Below are 14638 nucleotides of genomic sequence, written 5' to 3'. Positions count from 1 at the left end.
AGGCTGGAGTCATGCGCCTGCCCGTCACGCCCGCCACCACGCTGTGGCGCGAGCTGCGTGACGAGGTGCAGCGCGACTACCCGCGCGGACGGGTGATCGTCGCCGTCGACGGGATCGACGGTGCCGGGAAATCGACGTTCGCAGACGGCCTCGCCGAGGTGTTCGCCGAGAAAGGCGCGGCGGTCTTCCGCGCGAGCATCGACGGGTTCCACCGGCCCCGTGCGGAGCGCTACGCCCGCGGGCGCCGAAGCCCCGAGGGCTACTACTACGACTCGTACGATTACGCGACGTTCCGCCGCGTGCTGATCGACCCGTTCCTCGACGGCGCCCAGACGGCTGCGACGACGGGATTCCAGCTCGCCGCGTTCGACCACGTGCGCGACGCCGTGGTCGAGTCGCAGTGGGTGACAGCCCCGCGCGACGCGGTGCTGGTGGTCGACGGCATCTTCCTCCACCGTCCCGAGCTGAAGAACCTGTGGCACTGGTCGGTCTGGCTCGACGTGCCCGAGTCCGTCGCGTGCGCCCGCATGGCGATCCGCGACGGAAGCGACCCGGATCCCGCGGCGCCGGCGAACGCGCGGTATCGCCAGGGCCAGGAACTGTATCTCCGTGAGGCGAAGCCCCAGCTCGCGGCATCCGCCATCGTCGACAACAGCGATCTCGCCCACCCGCGCCGCGCGTACCGGGACTTCTGCTGATGGCGGCATCCGGCATCCTCCTCGTCGACAAGCCCGGCGGGATGACCTCTCACGACGTCGTCGCGCGCGCCCGGCGCGCGCTGGGAACGCGCAAGATCGGCCACGCCGGCACGCTCGATCCGATGGCGACGGGACTGCTCGTGCTCGGCGTCGAAGGCGCGACGCGCCTGCTCACCTTCATGGTCGGGCTCGACAAGACCTATGAGGCCACCATCCGGCTCGGCGTAGCTACCGACACCGACGACGCCGACGGCGAGACCGTGACGGTGACGGATGCCTCGTCCCTCGCCTCCTCGCGCATCACCGAGGAGATCGCCGCACTGACGGGCCGCATCTCGCAGGTGCCGAGCACCTACTCCGCCATCAAGGTCGACGGGCGGCGCGCCTACGACCTCGCCCGGGCGGGAGAGCAGGTCGAGCTGAAGGCGCGCGATGTCACGGTGTCCCGCTTCGACGTCCTGTCGGAGCGGCGCGAGGGAGCAGTGGTCGATCTCGACGTGGTCGTGGACTGCTCGAGCGGCACCTACATCCGCTCGCTCGCCCGTGATCTGGGTGCGGTCCTCAGCGTCGGCGGGCACCTCACCGCGCTGCGCCGCACGCGGATCGGGCCGTTCGAGGTCGCGCAGGCGGCGTCCGCCGAGGCGATCGACGGCGCTCAGCTCGTCGCGCCCGCTGCCGCCGCGACCGCCGTGCTGAGCCGCTTCGACGTGACGGCCGAGGAAGCACGCGATCTGCGTCACGGCAAGCGGCTGGCAGGCGCCGCGGTGCGCCTGGGCTCTCAGCCCGCGGCGGCGATCGATCCCGACGGCGCGCTGGTCGGCGTCGTCGAGAAGCGCGCAGACGACGTCAAGAGCTCGATGAACATGCCCGAGGAGGCCCCCCGATGATCCTGTGGTTCACGATCGTGCAGGTGGCTGTCGCCGTGATCGCCGGACTGTTCTGCGTCATCGCCGGACTCGCCGGCCGTCGTCCGAGCGATTTCACCGTCGGCGCGCTCGCGTTGCTCGAACTGCTGCTGATCGTGCAGATCGTCATGGGGATCGTGGCCCCCCTCGTCGGGAACTCGCCCACGGGCAGCCTGCTGGAGTTCTGGGTCTACCTCGTCTCGGCGGCGCTCCTGCCGATCGCCGGGGTGGGCTGGGCGCTGCTCGAGCGCAGTCGCTGGAGCACGGTGATCATGGGCATCGCCGCGCTCGCGGTCGCCGTCATGGTGTGGCGCATGTACACGATCTGGACCGTCCAGCTCGCCTGAGCCGGCGTCAGGTCAGCGCTTGGCGAGATACGCCGAGTGCACCCACCCGGTCTTGCCGGCGTAGCTGACCTTGCGCCACACCGTGCGGGACTCGAGGATCTTGCCGACGTTCGCGCCCTTCGGGATCAGGAGCACACGCGCTGCGGACGTGGACGGGCTCGCGCGGAGGTTCAGCGCGGCCGTGGCGGCGTAGGTGCCCGTTGCGACGACCGGCGGCGGTGTGGTGGGCGGGACGACGGCCGGCGCGGGGACGGCGGGCTTCACCGGCGACACGTAGCTCGACGAGACCCAGCCCGTCTGCGTGCCGATCTTCACCGGGATGAAGCCCGACGTGATCCGCCCGGGCACGTGCACCATCGCCGTGGCCTTGGGCAGCAGGCGCAGGACCGAGGACGAGGTCGACGGTCCGGTGCGGAAGTTGACGCCCGTCGTCGTGTAGTAGGTGCAGGTGGCCGGCGCGTTGCCGGCGTAGACGGCGGTCGCGGACTTGTAGAGGTCGACGCCCCGCGCCTGCAGGAACGCGGCGGCGTTCTCGGCCACGGAGCCGGTCGGCGTGGCGCGCCACAGTTCCAGGTGCAGGTGGCTTCCCGACGAGATGCCGCTGTTGCCGACCTCGCTGATGCGCTGGCCGGCGGTGACCTTCTGGCCCACCTTGACGCGGGTCGTCGCCGACCAGATGTGCAGATACTTCGACGTGTACTCCACGCCGCTGATCACGTGGCGCACCGAGATGTACCCCACGCGGGAGGCCGTGCCGCTCACTGTGGCGGTCACGACCCCTGCGGCGATGGCATAGATCGGCGTGCCGGACTTCGCTGCGAGGTCCACTCCGTTATGGAACGTGGACGCCCCGGGAACGGGGATGCACCTCGGTCCGAAGAAGGACGACACGGTGTAGGTCTTCGCGGCGATCGGCTGGCGGAAGGTCGTCGCCGCGGTCGCGGTGACCGCCGCGGCGGGATGCGCAGCGGCGGGGTGCGGGGCGGCGACGGCAGCGGGGGCGATGCCCCCGAGGGCCAGGGCCAGGGCGGCTGTTCCCGCGAGCAGGGCAGGACGGATCGATCGCATGGTGTTCTCTATCGGCATCGAGGACGGACAGGTGGTGCGGTCGGGTTCCGTGCTGTGAATATTGTCACTTATCGGTGTGTCTGTCCATTCGAGTGGCGAATGAGGCGTATGTGACCAACGGGCACGGAGCGCATCGCGGGCGCAACTAGGATTGACGCGACATGACCTCCCCCGCCCGTCCCCGCCGCCGCATGACCGGAATCGGCCGCGTCCTCGTCATCGTGTACGCGATCATGGCCCTCGCCGCTACAGGACGATCCTTCGTCCAGATCGTCCAGAGCTTCGACGAGGCCCCGCTCGCCTACACGCTCTCCGCGATCTCGGCAGTCGTCTACATCGTCGCGACGCTGGCGCTCGTGTTCGCCGGATCGCGCGGGTGGTACCTCGTCGCGTGGATCGCGATCGTCTTCGAGCTCGCGGGCGTCCTCATCGTGGGTGCCCTCTCGTTCCTCCTGCCCGAGCTCTTCGCCCACCCGACCGTGTGGTCGTGGTTCGGGCTCGGATACCTGTTCGTGCCGCTCGTGCTGCCGTTCTTCGGGCTGTGGTGGCTCATCACCCACCGCCCGGCGGCGAACGGCGTCGCACCCGAGCAGGCGACGGTCGGAGCATGATCGTCTTCCACGACCCGGCGGAGATACCCGCAGGGTTCGGCCCGTCGGTGGTCGCCATCGGAAAGTTCGACGGCGTCCACACCGGTCACCGTGCGGTCATCGATCGAGCCCGCGTCGACGCCGCCACCGGCGGCGCACGTGTCGTGGCTGTGACATTCGACCGCAACCCGCTCGCGCTTCTGCGACCGGAGATCTGCCCCGCCGACTTGATCGGCGTGCACCAGAAGCTGCAGCTGCTGGCTGAGACGGGGATCGACGCGACGCTTCTCCTGCGCTTCGACCGCGACCTCGCCGACCTTCCTGCGCGGGCGTTCGTCGAGCACGTCCTGGTCGGCGCCCTGGGCGTGCGGACCGTCCTCGTCGGCCGCGACTTCCGGTTCGGACGCGGGGGAGCGGGCGACCCCGGGCTCCTCGCCGAGCTCGGTCGCGAGTTCGGCTTCACCGTCGACGTGGTCGACGACGTCCGTGCGATCGACGCCGGCCGCCGCGTGTCGTCGACCTGGATCCGCGAGCTCCTCGCCGAAGGCGACGTCGAGACGGCCGCCAAGCTGCTCGGCCGCGTGCCGTCGGTGTGGGGCGAGGTCGTCCACGGACTCAAGCGGGGCCGGGAGCTCGGCTTCCCCACTGCCAACCTGTCCTCCGAGTGCGAGGGATTCGTGCCGGCGGACGGCGTCTACGCCGGGTGGCTGATCGACGAGGGCTCACCCGATGGCCTGCGTCGCGGCATCCGCTATCCGGCCGCCATCAGCATCGGGACGAACCCGACCTTCGACGACGTGCCGGTGCGGCAGGTCGAGGCCTACGTGCTCGACGAGACCGACCTCGACCTGTACGGGCACCGTGTCGAGATCCAGTTCGCGAGCCGCATCCGTGGAATGGTCGCGTTCGACGGCATCGACGCGCTCATCCGCCAGATGACCCATGACGTCACCGAGGTGCGCACCGCGCTCAGCTGAGCGGCGCCCATAGACCTCGCCGCGCGCGCGGGCCTACGATCGAGGCGTGCCAGGCCTCGACATCCTCGCCGCTGCGGATGCTGCCGCGAACCCCGTGAACCTCTGGGGTGCGCTCGGGTGCGCGGTGGCCTATTCCGCCTCACTGCTGGCCACGCTCGACGCGTTCGCCGACCTCATCCTCGCGAGGGGCGACGCGCCCGCCGGGCGCCTCACACCCGGGGTAGGCTTGAAGTTCGCGTCCAAGCTGGCGGCCGCGGCGATCGCGGTCATCGCGGCAGGGATCGTCCTGGCCCTCGACGACAACTGGTTCGCTTTCACGAGCCTGACCATCGCGTTCGTGGTGGTCGTCGGAATCGGGGTGATCGTCCTGCTGAGGCACTCGAGGATGATGGCGGATGAGCGGACAGCGACGCGCGCGAGCGGGTGAGGCAGCCTCGCCCTCGCCCACGCCACACGACAGAGGGAGCACCATGAGCCGGACCGACCTGCAGACACTGCCCGAGCGGGCTGTCGCGCTGCTCGGTGGAGAGCCAGACGACACGACGCTGCGGCGCTACCTCCACGGCCTGCCCGGCGTCGACGCCGTCGGCCTCGAACAGCGCGCGGCCGGCCTCGGCACCCGCTCCATCAAGACCACGTCCAAGGCGTGGGCGCTCGACAAGATCATCGAGCTCATCGACCTCACGACGCTCGAAGGCGCCGACACGCCCGGCAAGGTGCGGTCGCTGGTCGCGAAGGCACTGAATCCGGATGCCTCCGACCCGACCTGCCCGCGCGTGGCAGCGGTGTGCGTCTACGGCGACATGGTGCCCTATGCGGTCGAGGCGCTCGGCGCCGCGCACGGCGACCCCGACGAGGGCGGCGTGAGCGTGGCGGCGGTCGCGACCGCGTTCCCGAGCGGCCGGTCGTCGCTCGAGATCAAGCTCGCCGACACGGCCGACGCCGTCGCCGCGGGAGCCGACGAGATCGACATGGTCATCGACCGCGGTGCCTTCCTCGCCGGGCGCTACGGCCTGGTGTTCGACCAGATCGCGCGCGTGAAGGAAGCCTGCCGTCGGGAGGACGGCACCTACGCGTCGCTGAAGGTCATCCTCGAGACAGGCGAGCTCAACACCTACGACAACGTCAAGCGCGCGTCGTGGCTGTCGATCCTCGCCGGGGGCGACTTCATCAAGACGTCCACCGGAAAGGTGCAGCCCGCGGCCACCTTGCCGGTGACCCTCCTCATGCTCGAGGTCGTGCGCGACTGGCACCGCGCGACCGGCGAGAAGGTCGGGGTGAAGCCGGCAGGCGGCATCCGCACCTCCAAGGATGCCATCAAGTACCTCGTGACCGTCGCCGAGACCGTGGGCGAGGAGTGGCTGCAGCCGCACCTCTTCCGCTACGGCGCCTCCAGCCTGCTCAACGACGTGCTGCTGCAGCGTCAGAAGCTCGCGAGCGGGCACTACTCCGGCACCGACTACGTGACGATCGACTGACGCTCCCACGAGCTCAGGCAACCAGGAGAATCATGAGTTTCCTCGAATACGCACCCGCCCCCGAATCGCGGGCGATCCTCAATCTGCGCGACGAGTACGGGCTGTTCATCGACGGTGAGTTCCGACCGGGGGGCGGCGAGTCGTTCGCCTCGATCTCGCCCGCCGACGAGAAGCACATCGCCACGATCGCCACGGCGACCGACGCCGATGTCGACGCCGCCGTCGCGGCGGCGCGCCGCGCGTACGACAAGACGTGGTCCAAGCTGAGCGGCCGTGACCGCGGCAAGTACCTCTTCCGCATCGCCCGTCTCGTGCAAGAGCGCGCGAGGGAGCTCGCCGTGGCCGAGAGCCTCGACAACGGCAAGCCCATCAAGGAGAGCCGCGACGTCGACGTTCCGCTCGTCGCCGCCTGGTTCTTCTACTACGCCGGCTGGGCCGACAAGCTCGACTACGCGGGCCTCGGCGCGAACCCGCGCTCGCTCGGCGTGGCCGGTCAGGTCATCCCGTGGAACTTCCCGCTGCTCATGCTCGCATGGAAGATCGCTCCGGCGCTCGCCGCCGGCAACACCGTCGTGATCAAGCCCGCCGAGACCACGCCGCTGTCGGCCCTCATCTTCGCCGAGATCCTGCAGCAGGCCGACCTGCCGCCGGGTGTCGTGAACATCGTGACCGGTGCCGGCGCGACCGGCGCAGCTCTGGTGCGGCATCCCGATGTCAACAAGGTCGCCTTCACCGGCTCGACGCCGGTCGGTCGCGAGATCGCGAAGGCCGTCGCCGGCACCGACAAGAAGCTCACACTCGAGCTGGGCGGCAAGGCCGCGAACATCGTGTTCGAAGACGCCCCCATCGATCAGGCGATCGAGGGCATCGTCAACGGCATCTTCTTCAACCAGGGGCACGTGTGCTGCGCGGGCAGCCGCCTGCTGGTGCAGGAGTCGGTGCACGACGAGGTCGTGGATCGGCTGAAGCAGCGTCTGTCGACGTTGCGGCTGGGCGACCCGCTCGACAAGAACACCGACATCGGCGCGATCAACTCGCGTGAGCAGCTCGACCGCATCCGCGAGCTCAGCCGCATCGGCGAGGAGGAGGGGGCGGTGCGCTGGAGCGCAGACTGCGTGATCCCCGAGAACGGGTTCTGGTTCGCACCGACGATCTTCACCAACGTGCAGGCGAGCCATCGCATCGCACGCGACGAGATCTTCGGCCCGGTGCTCTCGGTGCTGACGTTCCGCACTCCGGGCGAGGCCATCGAGAAGGCGAACAACACGCCCTACGGCCTCTCTGCCGGCATCTGGACCGACAAGGGATCGCGCATCCTCGCGGTCGCCGACCGCCTGCGCGCCGGCGTCATCTGGGCGAACACGTTCAACCGCTTCGACCCGTCCTCGCCGTTCGGCGGCTACAAGGAGTCGGGTTACGGCCGAGAGGGCGGCAGGCACGGCCTGCTGGCTTACCTGAAGGGAGCGGCGGCGTGAGCAAGCGACTGACCGTGCCGAAGACGTACAAGCTCTACATCGGCGGAGCCTTTCCGCGCAGTGAGTCGGGGCGCACGTACGAGGTCGTCTCGACCAAGGGCGACTTCCTGGCGAACGCGGCGCTCGCGTCGCGCAAGGACGCCCGCGACGCCGTCACCGCCGCTCGTGGGGCCGTGAAGGGCTGGGCGGGAGCGACCGCCTACAACCGCGGCCAGGTGCTGTACCGCGTCGCCGAGATCCTCGAGGGCCGCAAGGCGCAGTTCGTCGACGAGATCGTGCAGCAGACCGGCGTCTCGTCCGCCGCCGCCACCGCCGAGGTCGACGAGGCGATCGATCGCTGGGTCTGGTACGCCGGCTGGTGCGACAAGTTCGGCCAGGTCGCCGGCAACGGCAACCCGGTCGCCGGCCCGTACTTCAACATCTCGGTGCCCGAGCCCACCGGCGTCGTCGCGGTCGTCGCGCCGCAGGACACCGCGCTCGTCGGGCTCGTGTCGGCCATCGCGCCCGCGCTCGTGTCGGGCAACTCGGTCGTCGTCATCGCATCCCAGCGCTTCCCGCTGTCGGCTATCAGCCTCGCCGAGGTGCTCGCGACGAGCGATGTGCCCGGGGGAGTGGTCAACGTGCTCACGGGCTCGCCCGCCGAGATCGCGCCGTGGCTCGCATCGCACCCCGACGTGCACGGCCTCGACCTGGTCGGAGCAGGCGATCTCGACTGGATCGACCTGCAGATCGCGGCCGCCGAGACGCTCACTCGGGTGCTCCCGCCCGAGCAGGGGAAGGATGCCGCGTCCCCGAGCCTCGAGCGCATCGCCGCGTTTACGGAGACGAAGACGGTCTGGCACACCAAGAGCCTGATCTGACCGCGGGCGGGCTTCGGCCGCGTGAAGGCGACCCGACGACCGCGCGCGGTCAGGCCAGGTCGAGTTCGTCCCAGTGGCCGGGCTCGGCCAGTTCGCCGTAGGCGACTTCGAGCCCGTCCCGCGACACCGACGCGACGCACGCCAGCAGCGAGAGCGTCGGGTAGCCGAGCGGCCGGTTGTCGCGGATGATCGCGCGATCGTCCGTCGGCTCGAGCTCGGCCGAACGCCGGAGCACGCCGAGCCAGGCATCCCACCATCGCTCTCCGCCGCCGACGGGCGCGGCCCGGAAGTCGTCGAGCCAGCGCGCGATGCGCGGGGTCGCGGGGTCGTCGACGTCGTCGTGGGCGATCATGTGCGTGCCCGGTGCGAGGTCGGTCACGCGCAGCACGTCGCCGTCCCAGGTCAGCACCCGCGAGCCGTTGGCCCGCACCTCGACGAGGTTGAAGCCGTGTGTCGGCGGCTCGCCCTCGGGCGATCGGTCGAGCACCGATTCGAGCACGATTCCGCCGCGCGAGATGAGCTCCGATTCCGGCCGGGTCGCGACATCCGCACGGTTCAGCAGCACCGACAGCCGGAGCGTCGCGGGATCCGCCGCCAGCCACGCGCCGCCGGCGCGCGCATCGCGCACCCCCACGACGCCCTCGTTCTCGGGCCACCAGGGGCCGAGCGCGTTCCAGGGGCGCTCGGGATCCTCGTCGCGGATCGCCAGCACACGCGTCGGCTCAGAAGCAGATTCGGGAACGCGGATGACCACGGTGCACATCGAGCGGGCGTCTCCTGTCTGCGGGGATCGAGGTCGTGCCAAGATCGGATGGTGTTCGTCGTCGTCGGAGTCACGGGCGGGATCGCCGCCTACAAGACGGTGCACCTCGTGCGCCTCCTCGTGAAGGAGGGCCATGAGGTGCACGTCGTGCCGACCGACGATGCCGTGCGCTTCGTCGGACTGCCGACGTGGGAGGCGATCAGCCGTCACCCCGTGACGACCTCCGTCCACGATGACGTCGCGCGCGTCCGCCACGTCGCGCTCGGCCAGTCGGCCGATCTCGTGATCGTGGCGCCCGCCACCGCGAACACCCTGGCGAAGATGGCCACCGGCCTGGCGGACGATCTCCTGGGAACGACCCTACTCGCGACCACGGCACCGGTCGTCGTGGCACCGGCGATGCACACCGAGATGTGGCGGCACCCCGCGACGGTCGCGAACATCGCCACGCTGCGGTCGCGGGGCGTGATCATGGTCGGACCCGCCGACGGCGAGCTCACCGGCGGCGACAGTGGGCCGGGACGCATGTCGGAGCCCGAGCAGATCTTCGAGGAGGCGCTCGCCGCCGTCGCCGCACCGGCGGGTGACCTCACCGGACTGCGCGCCGTCGTCACCGCGGGCGGCACGCGGGAGCCGATCGATCCGGTGCGCTTCATCGGCAATCGTTCGAGCGGCAAGCAGGGGATCGCCGTGGCGCTCTCGGCCGCCGACCGCGGTGCCGACGTCGTGCTCATCGCCGCCCACGTCGACGAGGGCGTGCTGGCCGAGGCATCCGCTCATCCCCGCCTGACGGTCCTGCGCGCGGGAACCGCGATCGAACTCCGGGATGCGGTGACGGATGCCGCACCCGGCGCCGACGTGATCGTCATGGCGGCGGCGGTCGCCGACTACCGCGTGGCGGAGGTGTCCGACGCGAAGCTGGCGAAGGAAGCGGCCACGGGCCCGGGGATCACGCTGCACCTGATCGAGAACGACGACATCCTGGCGGGTCTCGTGCGCGCGCGCCTCGACGGCCAGACGGTGGTCGGCTTCGCGGCCGAGACGCCGGGCGACGGCGAGACGCTGCTCGACCGCGGACGCCGCAAGGCGGCACGCAAGGGCGCCGATCTGCTCGCTGTGAACCACGTCGGGTGGTCGAGGGGATTCGAGTCCGACGACAACGAAGTGGTGCTGCTCGACGCGGGCGGCGAGGTCGTCGCTGACGCGCGCGGCTCGAAGCGCGAGGTCGCCGACGCCCTCTGGGACGCCGTGCGGAAAACCCGCGCGAAAACTAAGTAACGAAAAGGTAACGGCGCATGTAGAGTGGTCCGCACCCACGTCGACGGAGACGTGGTGAAAGACCCGGAGGACATGCCCGATGCCCTACTCCGCGGCTTCCGATCGCCCACGCGACCGGATCCACGCCCTGCTCGTCGTGTGCGTGCTCGCTGTCGTGAGCCTTGTGATCGCCTTCCTCGGCGCGAGTCCCGCCAGGGTCAGCGCGACCGAACTGCTCGGCGATCCACGCACCCCGGGCGATGCCGCGTTCATCGCGAGCCACCGCGGCGGCGGCGCGACGGCGCCCGAGAACACGCTGGCGGCCGTCTCCGCCGCGCTCGCAGGCGGCTTCGAGTACGTCGAGGTCGACGTCGCGCTCACCGCGGACGGGCATCCCGTGCTGATGCACGACGCCAAGGTCGACCGCACGACGAACGGCACCGGACGCCTCGACTCCCTCACCCTCGCCGAGGTGCGCGCGCTCGACGCCGGATCGTGGTTCGATCCGAGCTTCGCCGGCACGCGCGTGCCGACGCTGGTCGAGTTCCTCGACCTGCTCGCGCAGTCCGGGGGTCGCGCCATCATCGAGTTGAAGGGGGAGTGGGATGCCGCGGCCGCCGGCCGCGCGCTTGCCGAGGTCACGTCGCGCGACCTCGCATCGCGCGTGGCGATCGCGAGCTTCGACGCGCGCAGCCTCGCCCTGTCGGCCGCGGCCTCCGACGTCGTGCCGCGACTGCTCATCCTCAAGCACCTGCCGAAGGACGTCGTGACCGCGACCCAGCAGGCCGGTGCCCGGGGAATCATCGTCGACCGGAAGGCGGTGCTCGCCCGCCCCGAGGTCGTCGACGCGCTCCACGCCGAGGGCACCCGGGTGGTGGTGTACACGCTGAACAAGGACGCCCAGTGGGACGCCGTCACCGCCCTCGGCGTCGACGGCATCGTCACCGACGACCCGCGCACCCTGTCGGAGTGGCAGAGCGCGTCGGCGGGGAAGCGCTGAGGCCGGAGCATCCTCCCGCCGGGAGCGGTCGCGGAGGTGCGCTCGCGGTGCGGGTGTGCGGCGTGCGCGTGTGGCGGCGTGCACGTTTGCGGCGTGCGCCGACACGCTGACGGCACGCCACGGCGTAGGGTCGAAGGCGCACCACAGAGGATCCAGGGGGATGTCATGTCGCAGGGCCGTCGCCGAGACGCGAGCCGCACACTGGTCGGAGCCGTCGCGCTGATCGCGATCGCCGCGGCGCTCGCAGGCTGCCGGCCGGAGCCGTCGGCGTCGCCGACCCGATCGGCGACGCCCACCACGACTGCGACGGCGACCCCGACGGTCACGCCCACTGCCACGCCCACTCCCACCGCTGCCGCGTTCGTCGTCCCGGCCACATGCGAGGAGATCTACTCGGCGGGCATGCTCGCGACCCTCGAGGACGAGAACCCGCCGCTGAACGACCCCGGCGTCACGATGCTCTCGACACAGGACGTCGACCTGCTCGAGGTCATCGACAGCGGGCTTCCCACACTGCGCTGCTCGTGGGGCCAGCCGAGCGAGTTCGGCCTCGCGACCAACGTGACCGCCGTCGACGCCGACCAGACGGCGTTCGTCGACGAGCAGCTCCGCTCCGGCGGGTTCGACTGCACCACCCTCGGCGACGGCACGATCTGCTCGATGGAGCAGAAGGGTGTGACCCTCGACGACGAGGAGTACACCAGCGGCGAGACGCACTACATCGGCGGTGGTGGCTGGGTGTCGACGGCGTGGATCAACTTCCACCCCGACGGCTACACGGAAGACATCGTCGACACGCTCTGGGGCTGAGACCCCCGATTCCGCTAGACTGGGCCGCAGGGAATCCGCTGGGGACGCCACAGCTCGCTGAAGCGAGTGCCCGTGGCCGTCGGCGAGAACCACCCGTCCCGCGTTCGCGACGGCGCTTGCGCCGCCCGCGGGAGCATCGCAGAACTTCGGTCTCGCACCGATCATCGCCGGTTTCCCCGGCACTCACGCTCAGGAGGAGCATGCCGCCCACGGCACCCGCCCAGACGTCTCAGCGACGCCGGAAGTCGTCTTCCTCGCGTCGCGACGACGAGGCGCCCATCATCCCGATCCTCGCCCGCAAGGTGCGCGAGGTCGAGGCCAAGGCCCAGCGAGGCAAGCTCGGGCCGACCAACCGCGTCAAGTTCCAGGTGATCGCGTTCCTGGTGCGCGAGGAGCGCGCCCGCGTGAAATCCGACACCTCGGTGACCGACGCCGCGCGCGCCGAGCTGCTCAAGCGGCTCGACGGTGTGGCGACGATCCTCGCCAAGACCGCAGCGCGCGACACGTCGCTGATCCAGCTGCTCGAGGTCGACCAGGCCACGTCGCCGGTCGCACGCCGCATGCGCCGCGACTGGCTGCTCGAGTCGGGGGCCGAGCTGCCGCCCGACGAGCTCATCATCACCGACGTCGCCCCGGTCGCCGCGACGGTCGTGCCGGCCGCGCTCGCCGAGCGCCAGGTCATCCCGCCGCAGGTCGAGGCGCGCCGCGAGGCGAACCCGTTCCTTGCCCCCGACCTCACCGCCCGTGCGCCGAAGGAGACCCCGCGCCGCCGTCTGGACGGCTGGGAGCTCATGGGCCCGCTCTACAAAGCCTTCGAGACCGGCGCCGGCGGCGGAAGCGCGACGATGGACCTGCCGCCCGTCCCCGAGTTCGACCGCCTGTCGCCGAAGAACCTCGAGGTCATGCCGCACCAGTCGCGGTTCCTCGAGGCCGTGCGCCACGGACACCGCAGCTTCCTGCTCGCCGACGAGCCGGGCCTCGGCAAGACGGCGGAGTCGGTGCTCGCAGCATCCGTCGCCAATGCGTACCCGCTGCTCGCCGTCGTCCCCAATGTCGTCAAGATGAACTGGGCACGCGAGGTCGAGCGCTGGACCCCGCAGCGCCGCGCGACCGTGATCCACGGTGACGGCGAGAACATCGACGCGTTCGCCGACGTGTTCATCGTCAACTACGAGATCCTCGACCGCCACCTGTCGTGGCTCGGCGACCTCGGACTCAAGGGCATGGTCGTCGACGAGGCGCACTTCATCAAGAACCTCACGTCGCAGCGCTCGCAGAATGTGCTCGCCCTCGCCTCGCGCATCCGCGAGCAGGTGCGCAACCCGCTGCTGCTGGCGCTCACGGGAACGCCGCTGATCAACGACGTCGAGGACTTCGACGCGATCTGGCGCTTCCTCGGCTGGACGACGGGTGAGAAGCCCGGTCCGGTGCTGATGGAGAAGCTCGACGAGACGGGGCTGACCCCCGCCGACAAGGCGTTCTACCCCGAAGCCCGTGATGCCGTGATCTCTATGGGCATCGTGCGGCGGAAGAAGAAGGATGTCGCGGCCGACCTGCCCGACAAGCTCATCGCCGACCTCCCCGTCGAACTCGACGACGAGTACGGCCGGTCGATCCGCCAGGCCGAGCGCGAGCTGGGCGAGCGGCTCGCCGCCCGCTACCGCCGCATCATCGAGGCGCGCGGCGACCGCGGCCTCGCCCCGGGCGAGGTCGACGGCGACATCGTGCGGCTCGTCGCGCAGAACGAGCTCGAGGAGTCCAAGGCCGCCGGCACGGGTTCCGAGAACGTGTTCACGATGGTGCGCAAGATCGGTCAGGCGAAGGCGCTCCTCGCGGCCGACTACGCCGTGCAGCTGCAGCGCTCGGTGGGCAAGGTCGTCTTCTTCGCGAAGCACATCGACGTGATGGACGCCGCCGAGGCGCACTTCACCGCAGCCGGTCTCAAGACCGTGTCACTGCGCGGCGACCAGGCAACCACCGCGCGTCAGCAGGCCATCGACGCCTTCAACAGCGACCCCGACGTCGGCATCGCCGTCTGCTCGCTCACCGCGGCGGGGGTCGGCGTCAACATGCAGGCCTCGTCGAACGTCGTGCTCGCCGAGCTGTCATGGACGGCCGCCGAGCAGACCCAGGCGATCGACCGCGTGCACCGCATCGGTCAGGACGAGCCCGTGACCGCGTGGCGGATCATCGCCGCGCACACGATCGACACGAAGATCGCCGAGCTCATCGACTCGAAGCAGGGCCTCGCCGCCCGCGCGCTCGACGGCGAGGCCGTCGACCCGCAGTCGAGCGACTCCGTGCAGCTGTCTGCGCTCATGCACCTGACACGTCAGGCGCTCGGCGCGGACTGAGGTTCGGGTTCGGACTCGGCGCCCCCTTCGCGTACGCGAGGGGGGCGCCGTTCGCG

At 70.5% G+C, this 14638-nt stretch carries 15 protein-coding genes; 13 read left to right on the top strand and 2 right to left on the bottom strand.

Features of this window, described 5'->3' with window-relative positions:
* The first annotated feature begins 11 nt into the window (after positions 1–11).
* Genes ACFC1W_RS12945 through ACFC1W_RS12935 form a run of 3 tightly spaced genes read left to right on the top strand, consistent with a single transcriptional unit; the run spans position 12 to position 1950 of the window.
* Positions 12–698 (top strand): uridine kinase, encoded by a 687-nt coding sequence (locus ACFC1W_RS12945; protein ID WP_375993160.1) that lies wholly within the window; start codon positions 12–14, stop codon positions 696–698.
* Entirely contained in the window at positions 698–1585 is an 888-nt protein-coding gene (gene truB / locus ACFC1W_RS12940) for a tRNA pseudouridine(55) synthase TruB (protein ID WP_375993157.1), read from the top strand. The genes ACFC1W_RS12945 and truB overlap by 1 nt, the downstream gene beginning before the upstream one ends.
* Positions 1582–1950 carry a hypothetical protein gene (locus tag ACFC1W_RS12935; protein WP_241113131.1) on the top strand — a complete coding sequence of 123 codons (369 nt, stop codon included), beginning with the start codon at positions 1582–1584 and terminating at the stop codon, positions 1948–1950. Before truB ends, ACFC1W_RS12935 begins: the two co-directional genes overlap by 4 nt.
* Before the next feature lie 12 nt (positions 1951–1962).
* Here the strand turns inward: ACFC1W_RS12935 and ACFC1W_RS12930 are convergent, their stop codons facing one another.
* A complete protein-coding gene (locus ACFC1W_RS12930; protein WP_375993154.1) occupies positions 1963–3018 on the bottom strand; it encodes a peptidoglycan DD-metalloendopeptidase family protein in 1056 nt (351 codons plus the stop codon).
* Between the two features lie 161 nt (positions 3019–3179).
* Here ACFC1W_RS12930 and ACFC1W_RS12925 point away from each other — a divergent pair, with 161 nt between their 5' ends.
* From ACFC1W_RS12925 to ACFC1W_RS12900, 6 genes are read left to right on the top strand one after another with little or no spacing between them, the layout of a single operon-like run.
* Entirely contained in the window at positions 3180–3629 is a 450-nt protein-coding gene (locus ACFC1W_RS12925; protein WP_375993151.1) for a hypothetical protein, read from the top strand.
* On the top strand, positions 3626–4585 hold the full coding sequence (locus ACFC1W_RS12920) for a bifunctional riboflavin kinase/FAD synthetase (RefSeq protein WP_375993149.1): 960 nt from the start codon (positions 3626–3628) through the stop codon (positions 4583–4585). The genes ACFC1W_RS12925 and ACFC1W_RS12920 overlap by 4 nt, the downstream gene beginning before the upstream one ends.
* A 46-nt stretch (positions 4586–4631) precedes the next feature.
* Entirely contained in the window at positions 4632–5012 is a 381-nt protein-coding gene (locus tag ACFC1W_RS12915) for a hypothetical protein (protein WP_375993146.1), read from the top strand.
* A 43-nt stretch (positions 5013–5055) separates the two neighbouring features.
* A complete protein-coding gene (gene deoC / locus ACFC1W_RS12910) occupies positions 5056–6063 on the top strand; it encodes a deoxyribose-phosphate aldolase (protein ID WP_375993145.1) in 1008 nt (335 codons plus the stop codon).
* A 32-nt stretch (positions 6064–6095) separates the two neighbouring features.
* Complete coding sequence (locus ACFC1W_RS12905; protein WP_375993142.1) at positions 6096–7538, top strand: aldehyde dehydrogenase family protein; 1443 nt, start codon at positions 6096–6098, stop codon at positions 7536–7538.
* A complete protein-coding gene (locus ACFC1W_RS12900; RefSeq protein WP_375993141.1) occupies positions 7535–8398 on the top strand; it encodes an aldehyde dehydrogenase family protein in 864 nt (287 codons plus the stop codon). Before ACFC1W_RS12905 ends, ACFC1W_RS12900 begins: the two co-directional genes overlap by 4 nt.
* Positions 8399–8447: 49 nt before the next feature.
* Here the strand turns inward: ACFC1W_RS12900 and ACFC1W_RS12895 are convergent, their stop codons facing one another.
* Positions 8448–9203, bottom strand: coding sequence for an NRDE family protein (locus tag ACFC1W_RS12895; protein ID WP_375993138.1), 756 nt, complete (start codon positions 9201–9203; stop codon positions 8448–8450).
* Between the two features lie 9 nt (positions 9204–9212).
* Here ACFC1W_RS12895 and coaBC point away from each other — a divergent pair, with 9 nt between their 5' ends.
* From coaBC to ACFC1W_RS12875, 4 genes are all read left to right on the top strand, one after another.
* Complete coding sequence (gene coaBC / locus ACFC1W_RS12890) at positions 9213–10439, top strand: bifunctional phosphopantothenoylcysteine decarboxylase/phosphopantothenate--cysteine ligase CoaBC (protein ID WP_375993981.1); 1227 nt, start codon at positions 9213–9215, stop codon at positions 10437–10439.
* Between the two features lie 79 nt (positions 10440–10518).
* The gene (locus ACFC1W_RS12885; protein WP_375993135.1) at positions 10519–11418 is read left to right on the top strand and encodes a glycerophosphodiester phosphodiesterase; all 900 of its coding nucleotides are present in this window, start codon (positions 10519–10521) and stop codon (positions 11416–11418) included.
* A 165-nt stretch (positions 11419–11583) separates the two neighbouring features.
* Positions 11584–12228 carry a hypothetical protein gene (locus tag ACFC1W_RS12880; RefSeq protein WP_375993132.1) on the top strand — a complete coding sequence of 215 codons (645 nt, stop codon included), beginning with the start codon at positions 11584–11586 and terminating at the stop codon, positions 12226–12228.
* 200 nt (positions 12229–12428) lie between these two features.
* Positions 12429–14582, top strand: a complete 2154-nt coding sequence (locus tag ACFC1W_RS12875; RefSeq protein WP_375993131.1) for a DEAD/DEAH box helicase — start codon at positions 12429–12431, stop codon at positions 14580–14582.
* Positions 14583–14638 lie beyond the last annotated feature (56 nt).

This window comes from Microbacterium sp. NPDC056003 (genome assembly GCF_042274785.1).
Lineage (GTDB): Bacteria > Actinomycetota > Actinomycetes > Actinomycetales > Microbacteriaceae > Microbacterium.
This window is presented reverse-complemented; position numbering and strand designations above follow the sequence as displayed.